Annotated in this window: 25 protein-coding genes; 8 read left to right on the top strand and 17 right to left on the bottom strand. The window is 67.6% G+C overall.

Annotation, left to right across the window (positions count from 1 at the left end; genetic code table 11):
* Positions 1-275: 275 nt before the first annotated feature.
* The 3 genes from D1409_RS18820 to D1409_RS18830 all read right to left on the bottom strand — a co-directional run bounded on the left by D1409_RS18820 (position 276) and on the right by D1409_RS18830 (position 2478).
* Entirely contained in the window at positions 276-641 is a 366-nt protein-coding gene (locus D1409_RS18820; protein WP_123538539.1) for a hypothetical protein, read from the bottom strand.
* Between the two features lie 154 nt (positions 642-795).
* Positions 796-1758: a hypothetical protein gene (locus D1409_RS18825; protein ID WP_123538540.1), complete on the bottom strand. Its 963-nt coding sequence runs from the start codon at positions 1756-1758 to the stop codon at positions 796-798.
* 333 nt (positions 1759-2091) lie between these two features.
* Positions 2092-2478 (bottom strand): HalOD1 output domain-containing protein, encoded by a 387-nt coding sequence (locus tag D1409_RS18830; protein ID WP_123538541.1) that lies wholly within the window; start codon positions 2476-2478, stop codon positions 2092-2094.
* Positions 2479-2851: 373 nt separating this feature from the next.
* On the opposite strand from D1409_RS18830, the gene D1409_RS18835 reads away from it, so the two are divergent.
* Positions 2852-3268 carry a hypothetical protein gene (locus D1409_RS18835; protein ID WP_123538542.1) on the top strand — a complete coding sequence of 139 codons (417 nt, stop codon included), beginning with the start codon at positions 2852-2854 and terminating at the stop codon, positions 3266-3268.
* Between the two features lie 28 nt (positions 3269-3296).
* Here D1409_RS18835 and D1409_RS18840 read toward each other — a convergent pair whose 3' ends face one another.
* The 3 genes from D1409_RS18840 to D1409_RS18850 all read right to left on the bottom strand — a co-directional run bounded on the left by D1409_RS18840 (position 3297) and on the right by D1409_RS18850 (position 5793).
* The gene (locus tag D1409_RS18840; protein ID WP_123538543.1) at positions 3297-3941 is read right to left on the bottom strand and encodes a helix-turn-helix domain-containing protein; all 645 of its coding nucleotides are present in this window, start codon (positions 3939-3941) and stop codon (positions 3297-3299) included.
* Positions 3942-4101: 160 nt separating this feature from the next.
* Entirely contained in the window at positions 4102-4728 is a 627-nt protein-coding gene (locus tag D1409_RS18845) for an SWIM zinc finger family protein (RefSeq protein WP_206425123.1), read from the bottom strand.
* Between the two features lie 312 nt (positions 4729-5040).
* Complete coding sequence (locus D1409_RS18850; RefSeq protein ID WP_123538544.1) at positions 5041-5793, bottom strand: GNAT family N-acetyltransferase; 753 nt, start codon at positions 5791-5793, stop codon at positions 5041-5043.
* Positions 5794-5869: 76 nt separating this feature from the next.
* Here D1409_RS18850 and D1409_RS18855 point away from each other — a divergent pair, with 76 nt between their 5' ends.
* Positions 5870-6139 carry a hypothetical protein gene (locus tag D1409_RS18855; RefSeq protein ID WP_206425124.1) on the top strand — a complete coding sequence of 90 codons (270 nt, stop codon included), beginning with the start codon at positions 5870-5872 and terminating at the stop codon, positions 6137-6139.
* A gap of 281 nt (positions 6140-6420) precedes the next feature.
* On the opposite strand, the gene D1409_RS18860 is transcribed toward D1409_RS18855, so the two are convergent.
* Entirely contained in the window at positions 6421-7746 is a 1326-nt protein-coding gene (locus D1409_RS18860) for a hypothetical protein (protein ID WP_123538545.1), read from the bottom strand.
* Positions 7747-7912: 166 nt separating this feature from the next.
* On the opposite strand from D1409_RS18860, the gene D1409_RS18865 reads away from it, so the two are divergent.
* Entirely contained in the window at positions 7913-8668 is a 756-nt protein-coding gene (locus D1409_RS18865) for a mechanosensitive ion channel family protein (protein WP_123538546.1), read from the top strand.
* 121 nt (positions 8669-8789) lie between these two features.
* Positions 8790-9533 carry a hypothetical protein gene (locus D1409_RS18870; protein ID WP_123538547.1) on the top strand — a complete coding sequence of 248 codons (744 nt, stop codon included), beginning with the start codon at positions 8790-8792 and terminating at the stop codon, positions 9531-9533.
* A gap of 37 nt (positions 9534-9570) precedes the next feature.
* On the opposite strand, the gene D1409_RS18875 is transcribed toward D1409_RS18870, so the two are convergent.
* On the bottom strand, positions 9571-9864 hold the full coding sequence (locus tag D1409_RS18875; protein ID WP_123538548.1) for a DUF7553 family protein: 294 nt from the start codon (positions 9862-9864) through the stop codon (positions 9571-9573).
* Between the two features lie 153 nt (positions 9865-10017).
* Between D1409_RS18875 and D1409_RS18880 the strand changes: the two genes are divergently transcribed.
* Entirely contained in the window at positions 10018-10362 is a 345-nt protein-coding gene (locus D1409_RS18880; RefSeq protein ID WP_123538549.1) for a DUF7344 domain-containing protein, read from the top strand.
* Positions 10363-10400: 38 nt separating this feature from the next.
* Here D1409_RS18880 and D1409_RS24745 read toward each other — a convergent pair whose 3' ends face one another.
* The gene (locus D1409_RS24745) at positions 10401-11669 is read right to left on the bottom strand and encodes a hypothetical protein (RefSeq protein ID WP_164471782.1); all 1269 of its coding nucleotides are present in this window, start codon (positions 11667-11669) and stop codon (positions 10401-10403) included.
* 23 nt (positions 11670-11692) lie between these two features.
* Here D1409_RS24745 and D1409_RS18890 point away from each other — a divergent pair, with 23 nt between their 5' ends.
* Positions 11693-11932 carry a PRC-barrel domain containing protein gene (locus D1409_RS18890; protein WP_328587671.1) on the top strand — a complete coding sequence of 80 codons (240 nt, stop codon included), beginning with the start codon at positions 11693-11695 and terminating at the stop codon, positions 11930-11932.
* Positions 11933-12293: 361 nt separating this feature from the next.
* Here the strand turns inward: D1409_RS18890 and D1409_RS18895 are convergent, their stop codons facing one another.
* Together D1409_RS18895 and D1409_RS18900 are read right to left on the bottom strand one after the other, a co-directional pair.
* The gene (locus tag D1409_RS18895) at positions 12294-13979 is read right to left on the bottom strand and encodes an NADH-quinone oxidoreductase subunit D (protein ID WP_123538551.1); all 1686 of its coding nucleotides are present in this window, start codon (positions 13977-13979) and stop codon (positions 12294-12296) included.
* Positions 13980-14021: 42 nt separating this feature from the next.
* Positions 14022-14243, bottom strand: a complete 222-nt coding sequence (locus D1409_RS18900; RefSeq protein WP_123538552.1) for a dodecin family protein — start codon at positions 14241-14243, stop codon at positions 14022-14024.
* Between the two features lie 161 nt (positions 14244-14404).
* Between D1409_RS18900 and D1409_RS18905 the strand changes: the two genes are divergently transcribed.
* The gene (locus D1409_RS18905) at positions 14405-14692 is read left to right on the top strand and encodes a GYD domain-containing protein (RefSeq protein WP_123538553.1); all 288 of its coding nucleotides are present in this window, start codon (positions 14405-14407) and stop codon (positions 14690-14692) included.
* A 13-nt stretch (positions 14693-14705) separates the two neighbouring features.
* Here the strand turns inward: D1409_RS18905 and D1409_RS18910 are convergent, their stop codons facing one another.
* The 4 genes from D1409_RS18910 to D1409_RS18925 form a co-directional block, all read right to left on the bottom strand.
* Positions 14706-15770, bottom strand: a complete 1065-nt coding sequence (locus D1409_RS18910) for a pentapeptide repeat-containing protein (RefSeq protein WP_123538554.1) — start codon at positions 15768-15770, stop codon at positions 14706-14708.
* 65 nt (positions 15771-15835) lie between these two features.
* The gene (locus D1409_RS18915; protein ID WP_123538555.1) at positions 15836-17173 is read right to left on the bottom strand and encodes a cation:proton antiporter; all 1338 of its coding nucleotides are present in this window, start codon (positions 17171-17173) and stop codon (positions 15836-15838) included.
* A 111-nt stretch (positions 17174-17284) separates the two neighbouring features.
* Positions 17285-18451, bottom strand: coding sequence for a hypothetical protein (locus D1409_RS18920; RefSeq protein ID WP_123538556.1), 1167 nt, complete (start codon positions 18449-18451; stop codon positions 17285-17287).
* Positions 18452-18554: 103 nt separating this feature from the next.
* Positions 18555-19403, bottom strand: a complete 849-nt coding sequence (locus D1409_RS18925) for a YihY/virulence factor BrkB family protein (protein ID WP_123538557.1) — start codon at positions 19401-19403, stop codon at positions 18555-18557.
* A 279-nt stretch (positions 19404-19682) separates the two neighbouring features.
* Between D1409_RS18925 and D1409_RS18930 the strand changes: the two genes are divergently transcribed.
* Positions 19683-21251 (top strand): FAD-dependent oxidoreductase, encoded by a 1569-nt coding sequence (locus D1409_RS18930; RefSeq protein WP_123538580.1) that lies wholly within the window; start codon positions 19683-19685, stop codon positions 21249-21251.
* Between the two features lie 56 nt (positions 21252-21307).
* On the opposite strand, the gene D1409_RS18935 is transcribed toward D1409_RS18930, so the two are convergent.
* On the bottom strand, positions 21308-21775 hold the full coding sequence (locus D1409_RS18935; protein ID WP_123538558.1) for an SPW repeat protein: 468 nt from the start codon (positions 21773-21775) through the stop codon (positions 21308-21310).
* 261 nt (positions 21776-22036) lie between these two features.
* Positions 22037-22300 (bottom strand): hypothetical protein, encoded by a 264-nt coding sequence (locus D1409_RS24750; protein WP_164471783.1) that lies wholly within the window; start codon positions 22298-22300, stop codon positions 22037-22039.
* Between the last annotated feature and the right edge of the window lie 11 nt (positions 22301-22311).

Raw genomic sequence — 22311 nt, forward strand, 5'->3', positions numbered from 1 at the left:
GGGTCGGAGTGATTCCGACGGGGTCAGTGCGCTGACGGAACAGCAACGTCTCCCCGGGTGGACAATACATGTGCATCGGTATCAAACCACATATTATCTCGGTTAATCACGGATCGGCGACTCGCCGTCGACGCGGTGAGCGTCCGCGCTGCTATCGCTGTGAGAAGTGTGCAGACGGCTCGGTCGAAGCGAGTCGGCGCCCGCTGGCGGCGAGTCGCGAGCGTCGAGACACCGGCCGCGTCCGTTCGTCCGCGACGGCTGTGAGCCGGTGGCCGCTACTGTCCGCCGGTATCGTAGGGGTTCTGAGCCGGACCGCCGGGGAACTGCTGGGCCTGCTGTTGCTGAGCCATCTGGCCCTGTGGACCGGCCGGAGGGGACGGCGGCGCGCCTCCCCGACCGGGCTCGGGTGTCGCGGCCCGACTCCCGGGCCCGCCGGTCTGGACCATCTCGTCCGGGACGACGAACCGGAGCTCCGTGATCGGAACGAAGCCGGTCGCTCTCCGTTCCTCGGACTCCTCTTCCTCCTCGTCGTCCGTCCGTGTCTCGCGACGGCCGGTGTCCTGGTAGAGCAACACGCCGGAGTCTAACGCCTCGAAGTCGGTACACTGGATCGAAGTGCCGTCTTTACAGACAACTTGCATCGTGAAACACCACCGGCGATTGGCCGCCCGGTGGGATAAGTATCGGCGAACTATCACGGACGGAACCGACAGGTATCGTCGGGTTACTCCAGAGAACCGCGGTCGCTCGATCCGGGTGTACCGAACGATGCGGCCGTCGGATTGCCCGGACGGCTTAGCTGTTCTCGGTCGGCGTCTCGGCCGCCGTCGACTCGCTCTCGCCGACGCCAGTCACCTGTGCGGCGGGACGCTGGCTGTCAGCCCGCGACTGAGAAGGGGCCTGCTCGCTGCCCACTTCCTGTCGAATCGGCGGCGTCGGCCGCTGTGCGTCCGCTGGACGGTACTGCCCGTTCCCCGGCGACTGCGTCGGCGGCTGGCCGGTCTGCGCTCCCTGGATAGGTGGCGCTGACAGCTGTCGAGGGTGGTGCGCCTGCTGCTGTGACTGTGGAGGCTGCGGCAGCTCCTGGCCCTGAATCTGTGGCTGTGGAGGGGCCTGCGGGAAGGGACCTTGCGGGATCGGTTGCTGCGGGGGCTGGGCCTGCGGCTGTGGAGGTTGTGCCTGTGGTTGCGAGGGGTGGGGCTGGGTCTGTGGCTGTGGAGGCTGATCCTGCGGCTGTGGGGGCTGGGCCTGTGGTTGCGGGGGCTGACCCTGTGACTGTGGGGGCTGGGTCTGTGGCTGCGAAGGTTGCGCCTGCGGTTGCGGAGGTTGCGCCTGAGGCTGTGGAGTCTGACCCTGTGTCTGTGGAGGCTGGCCCTGTGACTGTGCGGGCGGTTGTCCGGCCATCGCGCCGTCGCCGGAGACGGCCGACGCGAACTGCTGGCCCGTATCGAGGCTCTGCTGGCCGAGCGAGGTCGCCCCCTGCATCCCCTGTTCGGTCAGTTCGGAGGTGTCACGGGCGGCGCTCTCGACGGTGTCGAGGTACGTGTCGAGCGCGTTGCGGGTGAGCTCGACGCCCTGTGTCCCCATCCAGTCGGATATCTCCAGCCCGTTGAGCATCATCTGGGCGACGTTACGCTGGAGGGCGACGGTCTGCTGGAGCGGAACCTCGACGGCCTGCTCCATCGCTCGCTGGCTGTTCTCGAGTGTGTTCCGTTGCAGCTCGATCGCTTTACTGACGAGTTGGTTTGTCTGACTCATGTGTGTGATTTCGAAACCTGACGGTGAGCGGGCGATACGACGCCGACGGCGTCACGGGGTTGCCTGCGGCCCGAAGCGGGCGCTGGCTCCGCTCGTCCGTGGACCCCGTCGTCCCCACGGGAGTCGACCCTCGCAGGCGGTATAAATCGAGCGTACTGTTCAGCCGGTAAGCCGGTCTTCGACGCCGCTACGCGGGAGAAACCGCCGTCTTCGATACCGAACAGGCGAAATACCCGCCGACCCAGTCGGACCGTACCGCTCGCCTGCGCGCCGCTCCTCGGTAGGTGGTTCCTGTGGCGGAAACGAGTTCGGGCGGTGAGAACCGACGCTCAGTTACCGCTGTCGGCCCGGCGAGCGCTGGGTACCGGCCGGCTGCTGGGCCCCGGCCGGCTGTTGCGGCGGGACGATCGCTATCTGTCCGTCGCTGTACACCGTCACCTGGTACCCCCAGATCGTGAACGAGAGGTGACCGTTGATCCGGCGGGTGCCGTCGGATTTGGGCTTGAACAGCATGTCGAGCGCTTCCGGGTCGACGTGCTCGTTCAGCGTGAACCCCGTGTCCGTCACGTCGATACCAGTTACGTCGGAGATTGCGTGTGCAAGTGTCGTCGTCAGCTCCGCCGACCCGTCGAAGTCGTGTTTGACGTAGTACGTCGACGCGCTACCGGCCTGGGACTGCTGCTGTGCGGCCGGTTCGACGTACGATTGGTTGCGATACATTGGTTGTGACAACCTCTCATTGCTCATCGAATACTAAAAGCCTTTCTCCTCCGACGATTTCCGTTATACAGTGCCAAATCCGGGACGTGGGCGAGTGAACGCCCAGAGCCGCCCGATCTCCAGACCCGTTCCGTCCACGGTAACGCGACCCTATCGTCGGATAGGTCCGTCGTACCCCGGATCGGCTCCACGGCAACGGGCCGACCGTCGACTACGACTCGACCGGGACGGCCGAGTCGGTCGAGACGCCCCGCTCGGTCGAGCGTCGGTTTCACCCGGCACCCTCTGTCGCGTTCGCTCCGACGTATTTCCTCGCCGGCCTTGTATTCGCAAGCCGAATCGACTCGGGACCGCCGCGAGACCAGAGGAACGCATGCCATTACGACAGTCCGATACGGCCACGAGCACAGCCGCGGTCAGAGCCGGCGCCAAATACGCCGTCCGGGAACTCGTCCGCGAACCGGTCAAAGACGCCGTCAGGGAAGCGCTCCGTGAAGAGGCCGACGTCAAGGCCCGGGAGGGAGCGACCGTCGACTCCTCGGAGTGGAACTCCGCCGGCGGGCGGGCCGAGACAGACGACCGGTCCGACCAGCGCGGAGACGACTCCGGCGGACCCGGCATCGGTCTGCTCTTCCTGGGCCTCCTCGCCACTCTCGGCGCGGTCTACGCCTTCCGCAAGCGCGGGAGCGAGTCGAAACAGTCCACGTGGTCCGAGTTCGACGAGGGCGGTGAGACCCACGAGACGGGGCCGACGTCGACGAGTTCGCCGGACGCCACGGCCGGCGAGTGAGGCGACTCCGGGTCGCAGCGGCCGACACCTACGGCCCGACGACGTTCTCGATGAGGGCGAGGTGTCCCCGTCGCAGGCGTTCGGAGAGCGCCTGGTGTGAGACGTCGAGCTCCGTCGCCAGTTCCTCCAGCGTCGTCTCCCGGGGCACCTCGTAGTACCCCCGTTCGAGCGCCGTCCTGACCGTCTTGAACTGCTGGTCGGTGAGGTGGAACCCGCCGAGCGAGGGGGCGTCGTCGAGGTGGTAGATCTGGGTCACGTCGAGGTCGATCCCCTGTTCCTCGCAGGCGTCGTACGTCGTCGAGACCGCGTCGTGTTCCGGGAAGAGGACTCTGAACGTCCAGCCGTCGGTCGTCCCGCGGGCGCTGACGACGGCCCCCTGGGCCTCGACCAGGACGTGCGTGACGAAACGGACGCGCGCGGTCCAGCGCATCTTGAACAGCGAGTCGTGGTTGCGCCGGGAGACGAGCGCGACGTCGTCGGTCGACCCGTCCGCTTCGAGCGCCGCCTCGACCTCCGTCGAGTCACCGTCGGTCGCCCACAGGAGCGGGACCACCCGGTCGGTGCCGTGCGTGACGAGGCGGACCGCGTCGAACTCCACGTCCGGGACCGTCTCGAACGTCTCGGCGAGTGCGAACTGCTCGGCCGGCAGCGTGGCTTTTACGATCGTACTCATTCGAGTGCTCGACGCTTCGCCGCCGACACCCAATAGTATACGCCGCCCACCGTTGCAAATGCCGGGTTACGCTGCACAAGGGTCGGGTTACTGCGAGATCGAGTGCGTAAAAACGCCCCCTTGCTGTCGCAAGGCGACCTCTCGTGCCGAAGTTCGGCGGTCAGTCCCTATCCCCTCGTTTCGAGTCGCTCCCGTACTCCGAAGCGTCGCCTCGCTCTGAGTCGCTCCCGTGCTTCGAACCGTCACCGAGTTCCGGCGGACGGCCGCGGTCGGCGTCCGGCCTGCGGAGGCGGGCGAGCGGGAACAGGTACCGTCGCGGTGGCCGCTCGACCGAGACGGCCTGGGGGTACACCGCCTCCACGACCGGTTCGTCCGGTGGATACGCCTCGTTCCCCGGGTACTCGGCCACGGCGCGGTCGTCGTCCGGGAGCGAGACCACGTCGGCGGGTCGACCGGGTTCCGAGACGACCAGCAGCGGCGTCTCCTCGTCGCCCTCCGTGTCGACGACCAGGTCGCCGGGTTCGAGTCGGCACTCCCCGCAGAGCGCGGGCGGGGAGTCCGCCACGGAGACGGCGACCTGACGGCCGCAACTCCCGCAGGCGACCGTCCGCTCGGCGGGCGGCGGCACCCGGCCGAGATTTATCTCGATGGCGACCCGGCGGACGTGCTCACAGCGGTCCTCCGCCGGCGAATCGCCGCATGAGCAGTCGCTCGGCGCGAGCGAGACGTAGTGGGTCCCCGACTCGCAGTCCACGAGGTACCCGTCCCCGAACGGGCGCACGGTCATCGCTGCCGTCCACGCTCTGCGGGACGCCTCGTCGAGTCGCGTACCGTCCGCTCGGTCGGCCGGTACCAGCGGCGATTCCGACAGTGACGCTTGTGTGTTTCCTGGACGCGTCATGGCTCGGCGGACACCCGTCTCCGGCCGCGGGGCGCTCGTCACACCCCGACCGCCGCGGTCCGGGCGATCGGACCGGGAGACTGCCGCAGTCGGGTGATTCCGTCCCGCGAGCGTATGCCCTTCGCCCTCCTAAACCCTTCGGGGGTATGATCGGCGTACCGGCCGCTCGACGGTCGATTCGCCGTTCGTTCGGGAGTCCTACAGGTACGAGGCGTCCCACCGGGTTGCCTTGCGCCGATTGCCGCAGTCGTTGCACTCGATGTGGCCCATCGAGTCCATGGCGGTGGCGATCGACTCGCAGTTGCTACAGTACCAGCCGAACCGGTCGCTCAGGTCTCGGCTCCGGTAACTGGCGTAGAACGGCGCCGTCGACCCGCGTTCCCCCTCGCCGTAGTTCACGAACAGTTCGCCCTCCGAGCTATCGATCCGCTCGACGACCGCGTCGTCGGCCGAGTCACCGATCGAGTGCTCGTAGACGTACTCGGTGAACGTCTCGTCGGCGATGGTCACCTCGCGCTCGTCGACGCGGTCGAAGCCGTAGTTCTCGTAGAACGACCAGCCCTCCTCGTTCTCGGCGAGCACGTCTCCCTGAATGGTGCCCGCGCCTCGCTTCTCGAAGGTCTCCTGTATCTGCCCGAGGAGCTGGCGCGCGAGGCCCGACTCGCGGGCGTCGGGCGCGACGTGGAGCCAGTCGATCTCGCCGACCGGCGGCGACGCGTCGAGGAGCGCCCCCTGGACGAACCCGACAACCTCGCCGCCGTCTTCGGCGACGAGCCACGCGGACGCCTCGTCGTCCAGCAGTTCCGCCACGCGGTCCTCGGCGTACCAGTCTGCGACGACCTCGTCGATCGTTTCCGCCTCGAACACGTGCCCGTACGACGCCTCGAGTGAGTCGGCGGCGGTCGTCGCGATTTCGTCCGCGTCGCTCGTCCGAGCCTCTCTGATCTCCATGCACCCCGTACGCGTGCAGCGACCGTAAACCTCGGGGACCGGTCACTTTTCCGGCGAGGGCTCGAAGGGTGAACGCATGTCAGAACACGACTCCGGCGCCGACAGTGACGACGCGCCCTCCGGCGCCCGTATGATGCTCGACCCCGACACGATCCACGAGCGACCCGGCGAACTCGCCCTCGACTGCCCGGCCTGCGGGTCGACGGCCTCTATCCAGCAGATCGTCGAGGAGGGGCACTGCTCGGGGTACGTCGAAGACGACGAGATGGACGCGCAGGGCGGCGATCAGGTCCGGTCCGGCGGCTGTACGGCGGAGCTGTCGCTCGAACTCGTGTGGGAGGACTGACCGACAGCCCGACCGGCGCGTTTCCCGAGCAACCACTGGTGGCCGCACGGATCCGCGGGCGCTACCGGCGCGAGCGCCGGTGAGCACCGCCGCCTCGTTCGGGCGCGATTCTCCGTCCCGGACGGGACTGTCTGTCCCCGCCCGACGGGACAGCCCGTTCCCGCCGATCGGGGCTATCAGTCCCTGTCGAACGGGACTGTCCGTCCCCGCCGACGGGGACTATCCCTCCTTCTCGGGGGGACTACCCGTCTAATCGAGCGACTATCCGTCCAGTCGAGCGACTATCCCTCCCGGTCGACGCCGAGGACGACCTGGTCCTCCTCGATGCGGGCGACGTGGTCGTTGTCGACCGGGTACGTATCGTCGTCGTCGCCGGCACCCCAACCGAGTGCGGTCCGGATCCGGTCGGTGATCGAGGGGTGCGGGTCGACGTACATCTGCCCGCCTTCGACGGCCGTCACCATCCCGACCTCGTCGCCGCTCGCGTTGACGACGGTCTTCCCCTTCTCGTCTTCCGTCGGCCGGACCGTCTCGCTCGTCTCGGCCGTCTCGTAGTCCACGTCGGCCGCCGACTCCTCGCCGCTGGCGGGCCTCGCTTCGCTCGTCGTCGTCAGGTCCTCGGCGGCGAGGTCGACGTCGTGCTCGTCGGGGTCGACGATGTCGCTCTCGACGGCCACGTGCGAGATGGTCTCGGACGTGAGCGTCTCGGCGTCGGACACCTCGCCCGTGACCAGACGCCGGACGGACAGCTCCTCCTCGACGACCTGGGTCCTCATCAGGTGGGTGAAGATCGTGTCGTCCTCGCCGAACTGGCTCTCGACGTGGCCCCTCTCGACGGCCTGCTCGGCCGTGTGCGGCGAGTCGACGAGTTCCCCCTCCAGCACCGTTCGCTCGACGCCCTCCAGGTCCACCGTCTCGCGGATGGTGTCCGTCTCGAGCGTGTCCGTCTCCTCGACGTTCGACTCGACGATCCGGCTCTCGATGGTGACCCGCTCGATGTTCTCCTTGGTGACCGTCCACGCCTCGTCGATGGTGACCTCCACGTCGCAGTCCACCTCGGAGCGCGCGCTGGTCCCGAAGGTGTCGAGCGCCTCGAGTCCGGGGTCGGTCGTGTCGACGTCCGTGACCCGGCAGTCCTCGACGTCGCGCGAGATCAGCTCGACGTCGACGGTGTCGGACTCGACGAGCTCGCGGTCGGTCACCTCGCTCTCGACGGTCATCTCCTCGACGATCGTTCGCTCGACGACCGACCGCTCGGTGAACTCCGACCGGACCGTCTCCCCTTCGAGCAGGCGCTCCTCGACGTCCTCGTCGGTGATCGCGGCGTGTCCGACCACCTCTGTCCGGTCGATCACGTCGAACTCGCCATCGCCTTCCTCGTGGCGGACGACGACCATGTCGTTGTCGCGCATGTGGGTGTCGAACTCGTCCCAGTCGAGGCGCTCGTGCCGGTCGTCGATGTCCGACTCCCGGACGAGCGAGTGGCGCGTCTCACCTTCCTCCTCGTAGCGGACCGGAGACACCTCGTGTGTCTTCCCCCAGTCCCTGATCGTATCCGTGTCGCTCGTGATCTGACTCTCTCTCGGTGTGTTTCGTTCTCCCGACATCATCGGCCGTTCGTCCCGCTGTCTCATAAGGCCGCGAGACGTTTTCGAGACGGCGCGGCGAGTATCGTCTCCATACCGGCCCTGCGTCGATTTTTTCCGTCGCGGGGTTGCAAGCGCAACGTGTCGGTTTTCCGCGCGAGCGCTCGTACGTCCACTGCTGTCACCTATGACCGCAACGTACACAGCGACGATACTCCAGACCGACATCTCGAACAGCATCCAGCAGACGCTGGGCGAAATCATCGCGTTCCTGCCCAGACTGGTCGGTGCGATCGTCGTCCTGCTCGTCGGCTGGCTGATCGGCATCGCCGTCGGAAGGGCCGTTCAGCGGCTGACGGACACGATCGAACTCGACAGGATGACGATGGAGACGCCGCTCGGACGGATCATGGGCGGGTCCGAACAGGCGGTGTCGGCGACGTTCGGCAAACTGGCCAAGTGGTTCGTCTTCGCAGTGGCCGTCCTCGCGGCCGCGAACGTCCTCGCCGTCGACCTGCTCTCGGAGTGGGTCGGGACCGCCGTCTCGTACCTGCCGGCGTTCATCGCCGGCCTGCTGGTGATCATCGTCGGGTTCGTCGTCGCCGACTTCATCGGCGACGCGATCATGCGGACGCGCGCCGCCACCCAGACGGCCTACACGTCCTGGTTCGCGACGGGCACCCGCATGTTCCTGTACTTCACCGCCATCGTCATCGGCCTCGACACGATGGGGATCGACGTCAGTATCCTCTACACGTTCGCCGAGGCCTTCGCGTGGGGGCTCGCGGCCGCCATCGCGCTCGGCGCGGGTATCGCACTCGGCTGGGGCGGCCACTCCTACGTCGCCGAGAACATCGAACGCTGGATGGGGTCGGCCAGGTCGGCCACGCCCGAACCCAGCGGCGCCGCGGCGACCGACGGCGGCACCGACGATGACGACTGAGTCGACCGGATGACCGGACTCGCTCCCGCCCGAGTCCACACCTCGCCAGCCGCGGGACCGCCCGGTTCCGACGACGGCACCGCCTCGCTCCGCCCCGGTGGATCTAGGTGAGGCTCCGCCGATGCTCCAGTCGACCGCACTGCTCGCCGAACGACTCCTCCCCGGACTCCTCGCGGTCGGACTCGCGACGATCCACGTCGTCGCCCGGAGCGAACCGCTGTTCGACCGCGTGGCGTGTAACCGGTTTCTCTCCTTCGGCGGCGGCGTCTCCGTCGCCTACGTGTTCGTCCACGTGCTCCCGGAGGTCGACGCCATCGGCCGGTCGAGCGCGACCGACGCGACGGAGGTACTCGTGACGGAGAGTCAGGTCTACTTCGTGACGATGGCCGGGTTCGTCGTCTACTACGGGCTGGAACGGCTCGCCAGTCGGTCGGCCGAGGACTCCGGAGACGACATGCCCAGTCGGTCCGTCTTCCTCGTCCACATCGGGTCGTACGCGGCGTACAACGGCGTCGTCGGCTACCTGCTCTTCCACCAGGAGACGCCGGGCGTCGGGAACCTCCTCCTGTTCGCCGTCGCACTCGCCCTGCACTTCCTGCTCAACGACGTGTCGCTCCAGAACCGACACAAGGAGGTCTACCACACGACCGGGCGCTGGGTGCTCGCGGGGGCCGTCCTCGTCGGCGCGGCCGTCGGCGCCGTGACCGAACTGCACAGGCTCCACCTCGGCCTGCTCTTCGCCTTCCTCGCCGGCGCGATCGTGTTGCGCGTCGTCCACGAGGAGCTCCCGGCGAAGCGAGTCGGGACGTTCTGGGCCTTCGCCGCCGGCGTCGCCGCCTACTCCGCGCTCCTCCTCGCGGTCTGACCGGGTAGCTCGTCGCTCGTGGCACCGGCCGGTCCCGTCACTCCCCGTCGTCGTCCCACTCGGGGGCGGACTCGCGGCGGTAGGCGTCGATCTGGTCCCGCGCGGTCTCGAGATGCGACCTCGCGAGGTCCTCGACGTCGTTCCCGAGCGTCACGATCTGGCGTTCGAGCTCCTCGAGACGGTCCCCGACCTCGGTCTCGTCCAGTTGCTCGTCGTCGACGGACTCCAGTCCCAGGCGGATCGACGCGAGCTGTTCCTCTGCGTTCGAGTCGTCCGTGAGTCGCTTCGCTGAGTCGACTGCGTCTCTTGCCTCGGCGAGCCTTCGGTCCATGTGCGTCGTACGCCGTCGAGCCGGAAAGGTGTCTGGTCGAGAGAGCGGGCCCGAGCGGCGGCTTCGTGGCCGATCCGCTCGACCGATCCAGCGCACGACAGTCTATTCCTTTAGGCACCGTTCTCATGTGGATAGGGGAGAAACGTTTTTTCCATGACCCACGGGGCCAACGAATCAGCGATAGTCGACGGACAGGACGCCGACCAGGACGCGCGCGCAGACCGACTCGCTGATATGCTCGACGACCCCCACTGTCGGTACCTGCTGAAGTACCTCCGTGACACCGGCGGTCGCGTCACGGTCTCGGAGGTGGCGACGTACGTCGTCGGCCAGATCACGGACACCGACCCCGACGACATCTCGACCGACGTGGAGCGGCGCGTCCAGACCTGGTTCTACCACGGTCAGCTCCCGATGCTCGACGACTACGGCGTGATCGACTTCGACCCGGACTCCGGGACCGTCCGCCTCGCCGACGACCCCGACGCCGAGCGGTAGGCGCGGACTCGCTGCGCGAGTGGCCCCGGACCCGAGCGCTACAACCCGATTCTCCGCGTCCGAGCGAGCGACAGTTCCGGTTGGTAGCCCCCGAAGAGACGGCCGACCGCCGGATCTCGGGCCCCGACTTGCCCAGTGACAACGTACGAAACACCCGGACCGCTAAGGTGTGTGTAACTATGCCTCGATAGCGTCTTGTGGATATCGGGCCGAAGCGAGCGCCGCCAGTGTGCCAGGCGGCGCGGTCGCCCATCACTAGTATGAACCGACACAATCCGAACCAGAGCGACCAGCACAGCCGACAGTCGAACCGATCGCAGGGCGGAAACCGCATCCAGCAGGGCCACCAGCAGCAGGGCCAGCAGCACCACCAGCAAGGCCAACAGCGACAGCAGCCGCAGGGCCAGCAGCACCACCAGCAAGGCCAACAGCGACAGCAGCCGCAGGGCCAGCAGCACCACCAGCAAGGCCAACAGCGACAGCAGCCGCAGGGCCAGCAGCACCACCAGCAAGGCCAACAGCGACAGCAGCCGCAGGGCCAGCAGCACCACCAGCAAGGCCAACAGCGACAGCAGCCGCAGGGCCAGCAGCACCACCAGCAAGGCCAACAGCGGCAGGGCCAACAGTCCCATCACCAGCAGGGCCAACACCAGCAGCGAGGCCAGCAACAGACAGGCGGCCAGGGCCGACAGAGCCAGCACCACCAGCAGGGTCGGCAGAGCCAGCACGGCCAGCAGTCCCCCGATCAGGGGCCCTACGGAGGTCAGCAGAACCAGGGCGGCGGACGCGGCCCCGGCGAGTTCGGCGAACGAGGCCGACAACATCAGGTCGGTCAGCAGGGGCAGCAAGGTCAGCGACACCAGCAAGGGCAACAGCATCACCAGCAGGGTCAGCAGGGCCAGCAACATCACCAGCAGGGCCAGCAGTCGGGACAGTTCGGTGGTCAACAGCAACAACACGGCCAGCGACACCAGCAAGGCCACCAACAACAGGGCCACCAGCAACGACATCAGCAGCCCGGAGGCCAGCAGCACCAGCAGCAAGGCCAACAGCCTCATCATCAGCAGGGGCAGCACCACCAGCAAGGCCAGCAACACCACCAGCAAGGCCAGCAACACCACCAGCAAGGCCAGCAACACCACCAGCAAGGTCAACAGGGCCAACAGCGACAGGGCGCCCAGCACCAGGGCCAGCAGCGGCAGCGAGGTCAGGAGACGGGTGGCCAGCAGACCCACCAGCAGGGCGGGCAGCAGAGTCTCTACCAGCAGCGCCAGGAGGGCGACAGCCACGAGCGCCAGAGCCAGCACTACAGCTCGGGGGGGCGATGACGATGTCTCACGACACCACTATCTCCGACGACGACCAGGGGAAGCCCGTCCTCGACTCCAGCGGGGAGAAGATCGGCGTCGTCTCCGAGGTCCGCGCCGGGACCGCCTACGTCGACCCCGACCCTGGCATCACGGACACCGTCAAGTCGCGACTCGGCTGGAGCGACGCGGACGCCGACGACTTCCCGCTCGACGACAGCGAGATCGCCACCGTCACCGACGACGAGATCCGCCTCTCCTGACGACAGTTTCGACCCTCCCGGCTCTCCCGGAGCGGTAATTCGGGATTGCCACCGCCCCTCGGAGCGGTTCTGTTCGCGCGCGGCCGGCCCGCCGAACCGAGCGAGTTCGCCGTCCGCGAGCGACGGCATCGCCCTCGGATAACACTGATATCGTTGTTAAGCCGGACTTGTCGCGAGTATCGGTCGGTTACAGTGGGCGAAGAGCGATGCGACTACTCCGACGGCGCCGACGGGCGTCGGCGCGGCCGACAGAGCGGGCGATGGAACGAGCGGTGGCGCGGGCGGTAGCCGGCGCAGGGTGTGGGGCGCGCGGTATCGGACGTGTGGCATCGGGCGCACCGTGTCGGTCGCGCGCCCCGTGTCAGCGGTCGACGCTCCCGAGGACGATGTCCAGGCTTCCGACGGCGGCGACGAGGTCCGCGACGAGCTCCCCGTTCGCCATCTCCGGCAGGGTCGAGAGGTTGTGGAAGCAGGGGCTGCGGATCTTGAAGCGGGCCGGCGAGTCCGTGCCGTCGCTCCGGAGGTAGACGCCCATCTCCCCCTTCGCCGACTCGACCGCCCGGTACACTTCGGTGTCCGGGTCCGGGCGGAGCGTCCGGGGGACGTTCGCCTGGACCGTCCGCTCGTCCTCGGGCCAGTCCTCGAGCAGATCGAGACACTGCGAGACGATCCGTGCGGACTCCTCGACCTCCTGGAGCCGCACGAGCACCCGGGCGTAGTTGTCACACCCCTCCTGAACCGCTACTTCCCAGTCGAGTTCGTCGTAGTAGCCGTAGGGGTCGTCGCGGCGCAGGTCGTAGTCGATGCCCGAGCCGCGAGCGACCGGACCGGTCGCGCCGTAGGACCTGGCGACCTCGGGGCCGAGGTACCCCGTGTCGACACAGCGCATCTGGAACAGCTCGTTGTTCGAGAGGAGGTCGTGATACTCGCCGACCCGCTGGGGCAGGTCGTCGAGGAACTCGCGGACCTTGTCGAACCACTCCCCGCGCGGCGTCGGGACGTCCCACGCGACGCCGCCCACTCGGAAGTAGTAGAACATCATCCGCTGGCCGGTCAGGTCCTCCATGATGTTCTGGACGACCTCGCGGTCGCGGAAACCGTACTGGAACGCGGCGGTGAAGTCGCCGTTGATGTCCAGCGAGAACGTCGCGACGGCGAGGAAGTGACCGTACATCCGCGCTAGCTCGGTCGACATCGTCCGCAGCACCTGCGCGTAGTCGGGCACCTCGACGTCGGCCAGCGCCTCGATGGCGCGGGCGACGGCCCACTCGTTGGGCAGGTTCGCCGTGTAGTCCCACCGGTCGGCGTAGGGGATGATCTTGTGCCGGTAGGTGCCCTGCTGGCACATCTGCTCCTCACAGCGGTGCAGGTAGCCGATGTCGGGGTCGACGTCCTGTACCTGCTCGCCGTCGAGCACGGTCTTGAGGTGGAGCACGCCGTGGGTCGCCGGGTGGTGCGGCCCGATGTTGATGAACATCGTCTCCGAACTCCCCTCGCCCCCGGCGTCCATCGACTCGGGCGAGGCGGTCGCCGACTGGAGCGGCTGGTTCTCCCTGAACGGGACGACCTGTGGCTCGGTCTGGTCGTAGTCCAGCGAGAGCGGATGGCCCTGCCACGTCTCGGGCAGGAGGATCCGGCGCAGGTCGGGGTGGTCCTCGAACTCGATCCCGACGAGGTCGTACGCCTCGCGCTCGTGCCACCCAGCGGTGCTGTAGACCGGCGCCGCGGACTCCTGACGGGGGTCGTCTTTCGGCATCGGGACGACGATGTCGACCTCGTGCGTCCGCTCGTCGTACTTCGTCAGGTGGTAGATAGACTCGTACCGGTCCTGATACTCCTGGGCGGTGAGGCAGCTCAGGTGGTCGAAGTCCGCCTCGTCCCGGAGGTCGAACAGCACCGACTGCACGTCGTCCGGGCGGACGACGAATCCGGGCGCGTTGACGTGGTGCTCGCGCCCGATCACGCGGTCACCGATCAGTTCCGCCAGTTCGTCGACGTCGACGTCGCCGTCCTCGGCGACGCCGACCAGTTCGGTCTGTGCGCACATTGTCGTGTGTCCCTGTGAGCCAGCGGCAACCGCCGAACCGCGCTACTGCGACCCGCGCTGATCCTCGTGGACGGGGAACGCGACTTCGACCGTCGCCCGGTACTCCGTCACGCTTCCGTTCTCGACGTCGGCGGTCCAGTCTTCGACCTCGACGCCGCGGATGTCGTCTATCGTTCGACTCGCCTGCGCGACGGCCTCGTCGGCCGCGTCGTTCCACGACTCGTCCGACGTACCGAGGACTTTGACGATCTTGACTGCGGTCATACCACCCGGGCTTCGGGAGGGCCGGACAAAAACGTTGAGCCGGCATCTCACACGCGTCCGTCCGGCCTTCGTCTGCAAGCAGGGCCGTCGAGTCGGCGCACCCGGAAGTCGCAGGCCAGTCCGACTTGCGAGTGGGGCCCGTAGCGACGCCGATCGGTCGTATGCCCACGTACATGACGCTCGCGGACGTCCACGAACAGGAGTTTCAGAACCCGCAGGAACTCGCGACCGTCTGGGGCGACGTCGCCGCGGACATCGAGGAGATCGGCGGCGAGTTGCGCCACTCGTACGCCGTGATGGGCGCTCACGACTTCGTCCTCATCTACGAGGTCGACGACTCGGCCGACGCGATGCAGGTCGCCATCGCTGCGGAGCGGTACGGGATGGACACCACGAGCATGCAGCTGTTCCCGATCGACCGCCTGAGCGAACTGGTCGAAGACATCTGAGCGGCCGTCACGGTCACGAGATCCGTCGTGACAGGACGAACACGAGCAGCGCCATCAGGATCGACCCCAGCAGCGATTCGACGCCGGCGACCCCCCGCGCGGCGGCGCCGACGGGTCTGATGTCGCCGTATCCCAGCGTCGAGAAGGTGATCGCGCTGAAATAGAGGCTCTTGACGAGGATGAGCGCGACGTAGTACGGCGGCGCGTCCTCCGGGCTCTCGAGCGACCACGTGGTCGTATCGTTTCCGGCCGTCTCCTGGATGCCCCCCGTCAGCGGATACATGATCGCACAGGCGACGATCAGCGCCGCCGACGCGCCGAGCACCCGCCAGTGGCTCATGCCGTACCCCGTCACCCAGCGGGACCCTTCGGCTTTGAGCGCGGTCCCGTACTTGCCCTCGTGCCAGGCGAGGCGGCGGCGCATGTCCTTCTCGTCGAGGTAGTAGCTGCGCGCTTCGATCGGCAGGGCGTTCCCCTCGTGGAGGTCGCGGATCTCCCGATAGCTCCAGATCGCCGCCTGCGCCGACCGGAGGTACGAGTCCTCCTCGAGACCGTCGAGTTCGTCCTCGTACACCACCGTCTCGCCGAACGTCGTCGAGCGGCTGATGCGGACGTTCGAGAACACCGCCTGGTCGAAGCGCGCACCCGTCAGGTCGGTCCCCCGGAGGTCACAGACGTTCAGCGAGGCGTCTTCGAGGTTCGCCTCCGAGAAGTCGGCCCGGCGGGCCGCGACGTGTTCCAGCGAGGCCTCCCGCAGGTCGACCCTGGCGAGGGAGGCGTCGTGGAGGTCCACCGCCGTCAGCTCCGCACCGACGAGCGTACACCCCTCGAACCAGTCGACCCCGTTCAGACTCACCCGTCTCAGGACGGCGCCGTCGAGTCGCTCCTGGTCGCCGGGGTCCGCGTCCTCGAGCGCCGCCCGCGGCTTCACGTCGACGTCCGCGTGCCAGAGACACCGGTCCTCGTCCTCCCAGACCTCCCGCCAGCACGTCGTCGCCCCGATGTCCCGGACCGTGCTCTCGTCGTACGTGTACCCGCACCTGTCTGACGGTATCTCCTCGTAGTCGTTCGTTGCCATGTCGTTAGTTCACCCCGCGCAGGATCGGCGGTCGACGCCAGCCCGCTGGAACGGCGGTCGGCACGTCAATCGGCCTCCTCGGCCGGCACGGAGAAGTCCTCCTTGTGCTCGCTCCGCCACTCGTCGATCGTGTTCATCACCGGTGCGGCCGTGATCCCGTGGAGCACCAGCGACGCCACGACGACGAACCCGAGGAACGCCCACAGCTGATTGGTCGCGACGACGAGTTCGAACTCCTGGAACGTCGCCGCGTTCAGCGCGTGCGAGAGGTAGTAGAACGACCCGATACCGCGGACGCCGTAGGAGGCGATGATCGCTCGCTCCTGCCAGATTTCGGGGGTGCCGACCATCCCCAGCAGTCCGGCCAGCGGCCGGACGAGAACGATGAGTACCAGTCCGACGACCGCGTCCATCACCGTCAGGGGGCCCAGCAGTCCGCCCGCGATCGTCCCGCCGAACAGCACCAGCACGGCCGCCATCAGCAGTCGCTCTATCAACACCGCGAAGTCGTGGAGCTTCTCGTAGTAGGCGTGTTCCCACTCGTAGTGACGCAGGACGAGGGCGGCGACGAAGACGGCGATGAACCCGTAGCCGTGGACGAGCTCCGTCGCCGCGTAGGCGAGGAGCGTCGCCGCTAGCGCTTCGGCGCCCTCCATGACGCGGGCCAGGTCCGTGCTCGACGGGCGGCCGAAGATGAACCGCGCGATCAGGTAGCCGACGACGACGCCGCCGATCACCCCGACGACGATCTTGTAGAGGACGTGAAAGAGGAACCACTCGCCGAGCCAGCCGAGCGACGCGAGCGACGACGCGTCGGCCGACGCCAGACTCACGCCGGCCATCACGATAGCGAGGTTCGTGAAGGGGAACGCGAGCCCGTCGTTGAGTCCGGCCTCGGAGGTGAGCGCGAACCGGATCGCGCCCTCCTGGTCGGTCGGGTCGACCTCCTCGTCGGTCTCCGCGGTCGGCGGCGTCGCCTCGACCGTCGAGGCCAGCACCGGGTCCGTCGGCGCGACGACTGCGCCCAGCAGGACCGCAGTCGCGAGGTTGAGATCGAGGACCCACCAGCCGAGTATCGCGGCCGCGGCGATCGTCAGCGGCATCGTGATGCCGAGCAGGCGCCACGTCGTCGACCAGGCCCGCCAGTCGAACGGTCGGTCGAGTTTCAGCCCGGCACCCATCAGCGCGATGATCACCACCAGTTCGGTGAGCCGCTCGGTGACCCTGGGAAACTGGACCGGGTCGGGCGCGGGGACGCCGACCGGGAGCGAGAAGATCGCGAACCCCGCGATGACGTAGACCAGCGGGAACGACATCGGTTTGTCCGCGAAGAACCGCGGCAACACGACGGCGCCGAGGATGGCCAGACTGACGACTATCAGCGACCATTCGTACACTGCCATACCCCTCTGTTGGGCGCGACGACGAAAGGGGCTTTTGCCGTGTTCTCGCCGATTCGACCGTGTATTCTGTCCGTTCGGGTCCCGACCGAGCGCCGACCCCCGCCTCGGCGGTCAGTCGTCGTCCGAGTCCATCGACTCGTCGCCGCCGCCCGAGTCCACCGGCTCCTCACCGTCGTCCCACTCGGCCCACTCCTCCGGATCGAACTCGACTCGGACGTCCGAGACGGCGTGGTCGCGCCGGGATCGGAGGACGAAGGGCCCCGCCGAGAGCGTCCGGAGCGTGACGGCCGCGATCCGGATGACGTGAGCTGTCAGCACGACGTACGGCGCCAGCGACACGGTGTACGCGAACAGGACGAACACCGACAGTGACGAGAGCGGTCCGACCTGCACTGTCGGGATGATGTTCCCGTCGAGCGCGAGGATGAGATACGAGATGAAGACGATCACCGGGAGCGAGACGTACAGCAGCGTCGCCGAGAGCCGGGCCATCTCCCGTTTGTAGTACAGCGACTGGAAGTGTTCCCGGCCGGTCCCGAAGAACTTCAGCGTGTCTATTAGGTCCGACAGCGCCGACGCCTGTGACTCCGTCAGCGAATCGCCGAACTGCTGTTCGAGCCGACGCGCCGTGTTGAGTTGCCAGGAGTAGTCGTAGTGGAGCCCGGCCGAGAGGACCCGGAACGTCCCGAACTGCGCCCCGTCGAGCGTCTCGGCGGCGTCTCTCGCGTCCGCTGCCACGTCGTCCGCGAACGCCTGCACCTCCTGCTCGAACGCCTCGTTTCCGCCCTCGCCGGCCACGGACCGCAGTTCACCGGTCTCCTGGTACACCGTATGGAGGATCGCCTGCAGGAAATCCGCCGGGCGGCCGGGGCTGACGTCCGCGTCGATAAGCCCCTCCACCCGGCGGCGAAACTCCAGCGACGAGTCGACGCGTTCCTCTTCGGTCATGATGTCCGCGATCTCGGCCGAGAGGACGATCGAACTGATCGACGTGACGATCGAGACGACCAGGATCGCGCCCCGCAACAGCACCTGGAACAGCGTCTGGAGCGTCGTCGTCTCGGAGAGCAGTTGCGCCATGTCCACCGGCCGCGCGAGCGCCAGCCCGACGAACGCGGTGAACACGGCCAGCAGCAGGACGAGCGTCACGACCGACCGGTTCCCGGTGAACAGCAACCACTGGACGAGGCCGCTCCGCCGCACACGAGCCCTGAACGCCGAGACTGCGTCGAACGGGGCGGTCACGAGTCCGACCAGGAGACTGCTGTCGTCCGCCATCACTCGACGCCCGTGGCGAGGTCGAGCGGTCGATCGGGGCCAGTGAGACGGCGGTCTCGCCGATTGCGACGGTACGCTCGCCGAAGATCGAGACGAGTTCGAGTCATTTCGTGGCACTCAGATCGGCCGAACTGTGGCTCCCGGTCAACACGACGTTCGTCGCACCGCCCACCAGAACGACCACCGCCCCGAAGTAGAGCCAGATCACGAGCAGGACGGCCCCGCCGATGACCCCGTAGAGCTCGCCGCCAGCGGTCATCGAGACGTACACCTGAAAGAGCGCCTGCAGGATCGTCCAGCCGACCGCGGCGACGACCGCGCCCGGGAGCGCCCGGCGTATCGTCATCTCGACGTCCGGGAACACGTAGTACATCGGCAGGAACGCGACGATCAGTCCGACGATGAGGACGACGAACCCGGCGACCCGTATCAGGGGAAGCGCGGCCTCGCCGCCCGGCGAGAACGTCGGCGCGACGGCGACGATCGCGCCCACCGCGGTCATCGTCAGCACCGCGATGCCCATCGCACCGAGGACGATGACCCCGTCACGGAAGTGGTCGACGAAGCCCTCGTCCGTCTCGACGGCGTACAGGTCCGAGAACGCCGTGTCCAGCGACCTGAACACCTTCATCACCGCCCACAGGAGCGCGACGATACCGATCACCGACAGTTCGACGCTCCCGCGCGCCTGTTCGATGGACTCCTCGACGACCCCCTGCGACGCCGGGGTGAGGTACCCGGAAGTCGTGTCGACGACGGACTGGCGGAATCCCTCGCCGCCGACGACCGACGCCGCGATGACCAGCAACACGACTAGCGGGATGAGCGACACGAACGCCGAGAAGGCGACGCTCCCGGCCATGAACCCGACGTCGCGGTCTCGGTACACCGAGACGAGACTCCGCGTGAACGTGACGGCCCGACCGACCGGCCGGCGGGCGGCGAGACTCATCCGTCGGACTCACCACTCGCATTCGTATCGGTCCCGAGTCGGGACATGGCCGTCCTAGGGCCGCGAGACATATATTTTCGTGGGTGGGCCGCGCTCTCACGGGCGAGACACGGTCTCGCCGCCGATGTGCGGTCCCCCCGCAAATCCGATCGCTGCCGCGGTGGACGACGTCGAATCAGACTCTGCCCGTCGACGCTCGTCCTCCCCCGCGCACGTCCCGGGCGAACGTTCATGCGCGCCCCGGCCGAGTACCACTCCATCCACGGAGCTCCAGAGACGATGTCATCAGACGACTCAGCGACCGACTCGCCCGCGGGCCGACACGAATCGCTGTGGATGGACACGTCCGACCGGACGGACTACGGCGCGCTCGACGAGTCGCTCCGGGTCGACACCGCCGTCGTCGGCGGCGGTATCGCCGGCGTCGCGACGGCGTACGAGCTCGTCGAGGCCGGCCAGTCCGTCGCCGTCCTCGAACGCGACCGGATCCTCGACGGCGTCACCGGACGCACGACCGCCAAAGTCACGTCGCTGCACGGCCTCGTCTACGACCACCTGATCGACCACTTCGGCGTCGAGACCGCCCGGCAGTACGCGGACGCCAACGAGGCCGCTATCGAGCACGTCGCCGAGACGGTCGACGCCCTCGATATCGACTGCGAGTTCGGCCGTGCACCGGCGTACACGTACGTCGGTCCCGGGGAAGACCGCCGGGACGTGCGCGCCGAGGTCGAGGCCGCGCGCCGCCTCGACCTCCCCGCCTCCTACGTCGAATCGACCGACCTCCCCTACGACGTGGGCGCCGCCGTCCGCTTCGACGACCAGGCGTACTTTCACCCGCGGAAGTTCCTCCTCGCACTCGCCGAGCAGGTCGCCGGCGCTCACGGCGACGAGAGCGGCGACGGCGGCATCTACGAGCGGACGACCGTCCGCGACGTCGACCACGGCGATCCCTGTCGCGTCGAGACAGACCGCGGGGACGTCGTCGCCGACGCCGTCGTCGTCGCCTCGCACTTCCCAGTCTCCGACGACGCGCTGTACTTCTCGCGGCTCTCACCCAAGCGGTCGTACGTCCTCGCAGCGCGGCTCGCCGCCGACGCGCCCGACGGCCTCTACTACGACCCACGGGAGCCGTACTTCTCGGTGCGGTCACACGCGGGCGAGGACTCGCTCGTGCTGATCGGCGGTCAGAACCACCGTACCGGCCACGCCGACAGCACGGCCGACCGCTATCGGGCCCTCGAAGCGCAGGCCCGTGAGCGCTTCGACGTCGAATCCATCGAGTACCGCTGGGCGACACAGGACTACGTCTCCGTCGACAAGGTCCCCTTCGTCGGCGAAGCCGCCCCCCATCTCTCCGACGTGTACGTCGCCACCGGCTTCGGAGGCTGGGGCATGACGAACGGGGTCGCCGCCGCGATGGTCCTCTCGGACCTGGTCCGCGGCCGCGACTCCCCCTGGGCGTCGTGTTACGACCCGACCCGCTTCGACTTCGGCGCCTCGAAGTCCGACCTCGTCTCGCACAACAAACACGCGATGACCCACCTCTTCGAGGGGTACGTGAAGGGGCGACCCGACCTCGACCTTTCGGACCTCGAACCGGGAGAGGCCACCGTCGCCGACGAGCGCGACGACCCCGTCGCCGCGTATCGTGACGAGGACGGCGCGGTCCACGCGGTCTCGGCCGTCTGCCCGCACATGGGGTGTCTCGTCTCCTGGAACGACGGCGAATCGTCGTGGGACTGCCCCTGTCACGGGTCGCGGTTCGACGTGGACGGGTCCGTCCTCGACACGCCGGCGATCGACGACCTCGACACTGTCGAGTTGTCCACCTCACGCGACCGCTGAAAAATGTCGGAACCGCACGATTCCGGAACCGCACGATCCGGGGTCGTTCGGCGTTCTCAGGTTCGTGCCGCGGGTTTCGCGACGCCCGTTCTACGGGCCTGGTAGGCGCTGTACGCGCCGAGGACGAACGTGAGCAGTCCGACGACGATGTCGTTCCAGAACTCGATGTCCGACTCGATACCGGCGCCCGCCTCGGTCGACCCGAGGATGAACGGCGTGGCGATCAGCCACAGGCCGAGCAGGGCGACGAACGCGCCGACGCCGACGCTCCCGAGCCTGTCGTTCGCTCGCCGGTAGTAGTTGTACGCGCCGAGCACGACCAGCGCCGCGCCGACGATGACGTCGCTCCAGAAGTTCCCGGCGATCGGATCGAAGAGGAACGACTGGACGAGCAGCCACAGCCCGAGGACTGCCACCGCGATCGAGATCCACTTCCCGCTCTCTGTCGGGTTCGTGTCGACTTCTCGGTCGTCGTACTCCTCCTCTCTGTACTCCTCGTCGTCGTAAGGATCGCTATTGCTCATAGTGTTTCGCCGGCTTTAGATTCGGGCTGGACACGTAAATATCACCAACTCCGTCCAATCAGCTACCGTCAGGAAAGGCCGCCCTAGACGGTTTACGGTCGAAATTGTGTCTGTGAACAGTCGCGAACTGACGGCCGGTCGCGAACGTCCGTGGGCCACCGGCACGGCCGCGTCCCGTCAGCGTCGAACAGAACGAGACGTGTCTGGTTCAGCCGGTCGACGGCTCCGAGACCCCCGGTGAGCCGACTGCGTTCGGCTCGGCTACAGGTACTGCTCGGTCTGTGTGTGCTGTTGCTCCTGGGGCCGCTGCTGTAGCTGGAGTCCGGCCTGGCTCCCGGTCGACTTCCCGCCGGTCTGCTCACTCGGCTTCGACTGCTGACTCGGTCCCGGCGTCTGCTCACCGAGTTGCTGGGGCGGCTGTATCTGCTGGGGCGGTTGCATCTGCTGAGACTGCGGCGACTGCATCTGCTGGGACTGTGGCTGCGTCTGCTGGGACTGTGGCTGCTGGTACGATTGCGGCTGCATCTTCTGCGTCT

Origin of the sequence: Halosimplex salinum, assembly GCF_003730195.1 — an archaeon.
In the GTDB taxonomy this organism is placed as follows: domain Archaea; phylum Halobacteriota; class Halobacteria; order Halobacteriales; family Haloarculaceae; genus Halosimplex; species Halosimplex salinum.

Bases quoted from the DNA above. Each gene is read 5' to 3' on its own strand.
- D1409_RS18820 (WP_123538539.1), bottom strand. From the start codon at position 641: ATGCAAGTTGTCTGTAAAGACGGCACTTCGATCCAGTGTACCGACTTC.
- D1409_RS18825 (WP_123538540.1), bottom strand. From the start codon at position 1,758: ATGAGTCAGACAAACCAACTCGTCAGTAAAGCGATCGAGCTGCAACGG.
- D1409_RS18830 (WP_123538541.1), bottom strand. From the start codon at position 2,478: ATGTATCGCAACCAATCGTACGTCGAACCGGCCGCACAGCAGCAGTCC.
- D1409_RS18835 (WP_123538542.1), top strand. From the start codon at position 2,852: ATGCCATTACGACAGTCCGATACGGCCACGAGCACAGCCGCGGTCAGA.
- D1409_RS18840 (WP_123538543.1), bottom strand. From the start codon at position 3,941: ATGAGTACGATCGTAAAAGCCACGCTGCCGGCCGAGCAGTTCGCACTC.
- D1409_RS18845 (WP_206425123.1), bottom strand. From the start codon at position 4,728: ATGACCGTGCGCCCGTTCGGGGACGGGTACCTCGTGGACTGCGAGTCG.
- D1409_RS18850 (WP_123538544.1), bottom strand. From the start codon at position 5,793: ATGGAGATCAGAGAGGCTCGGACGAGCGACGCGGACGAAATCGCGACG.
- D1409_RS18855 (WP_206425124.1), top strand. From the start codon at position 5,870: ATGTCAGAACACGACTCCGGCGCCGACAGTGACGACGCGCCCTCCGGC.
- D1409_RS18860 (WP_123538545.1), bottom strand. From the start codon at position 7,746: ATGTCGGGAGAACGAAACACACCGAGAGAGAGTCAGATCACGAGCGAC.
- D1409_RS18865 (WP_123538546.1), top strand. From the start codon at position 7,913: ATGACCGCAACGTACACAGCGACGATACTCCAGACCGACATCTCGAAC.
- D1409_RS18870 (WP_123538547.1), top strand. From the start codon at position 8,790: ATGCTCCAGTCGACCGCACTGCTCGCCGAACGACTCCTCCCCGGACTC.
- D1409_RS18875 (WP_123538548.1), bottom strand. From the start codon at position 9,864: ATGGACCGAAGGCTCGCCGAGGCAAGAGACGCAGTCGACTCAGCGAAG.
- D1409_RS18880 (WP_123538549.1), top strand. From the start codon at position 10,018: ATGACCCACGGGGCCAACGAATCAGCGATAGTCGACGGACAGGACGCC.
- D1409_RS18890 (WP_328587671.1), top strand. From the start codon at position 11,693: ATGTCTCACGACACCACTATCTCCGACGACGACCAGGGGAAGCCCGTC.
- D1409_RS18895 (WP_123538551.1), bottom strand. From the start codon at position 13,979: ATGTGCGCACAGACCGAACTGGTCGGCGTCGCCGAGGACGGCGACGTC.
- D1409_RS18900 (WP_123538552.1), bottom strand. From the start codon at position 14,243: ATGACCGCAGTCAAGATCGTCAAAGTCCTCGGTACGTCGGACGAGTCG.
- D1409_RS18905 (WP_123538553.1), top strand. From the start codon at position 14,405: ATGCCCACGTACATGACGCTCGCGGACGTCCACGAACAGGAGTTTCAG.
- D1409_RS18910 (WP_123538554.1), bottom strand. From the start codon at position 15,770: ATGGCAACGAACGACTACGAGGAGATACCGTCAGACAGGTGCGGGTAC.
- D1409_RS18915 (WP_123538555.1), bottom strand. From the start codon at position 17,173: ATGGCAGTGTACGAATGGTCGCTGATAGTCGTCAGTCTGGCCATCCTC.
- D1409_RS18920 (WP_123538556.1), bottom strand. From the start codon at position 18,451: ATGGCGGACGACAGCAGTCTCCTGGTCGGACTCGTGACCGCCCCGTTC.
- D1409_RS18925 (WP_123538557.1), bottom strand. From the start codon at position 19,403: ATGAGTCTCGCCGCCCGCCGGCCGGTCGGTCGGGCCGTCACGTTCACG.
- D1409_RS18930 (WP_123538580.1), top strand. From the start codon at position 19,683: ATGTCATCAGACGACTCAGCGACCGACTCGCCCGCGGGCCGACACGAA.
- D1409_RS18935 (WP_123538558.1), bottom strand. From the start codon at position 21,775: ATGAGCAATAGCGATCCTTACGACGACGAGGAGTACAGAGAGGAGGAG.
- D1409_RS24750 (WP_164471783.1), bottom strand. From the start codon at position 22,300: ATGCAGCCGCAATCGTACCAGCAGCCACAGTCCCAGCAGACGCAGCCA.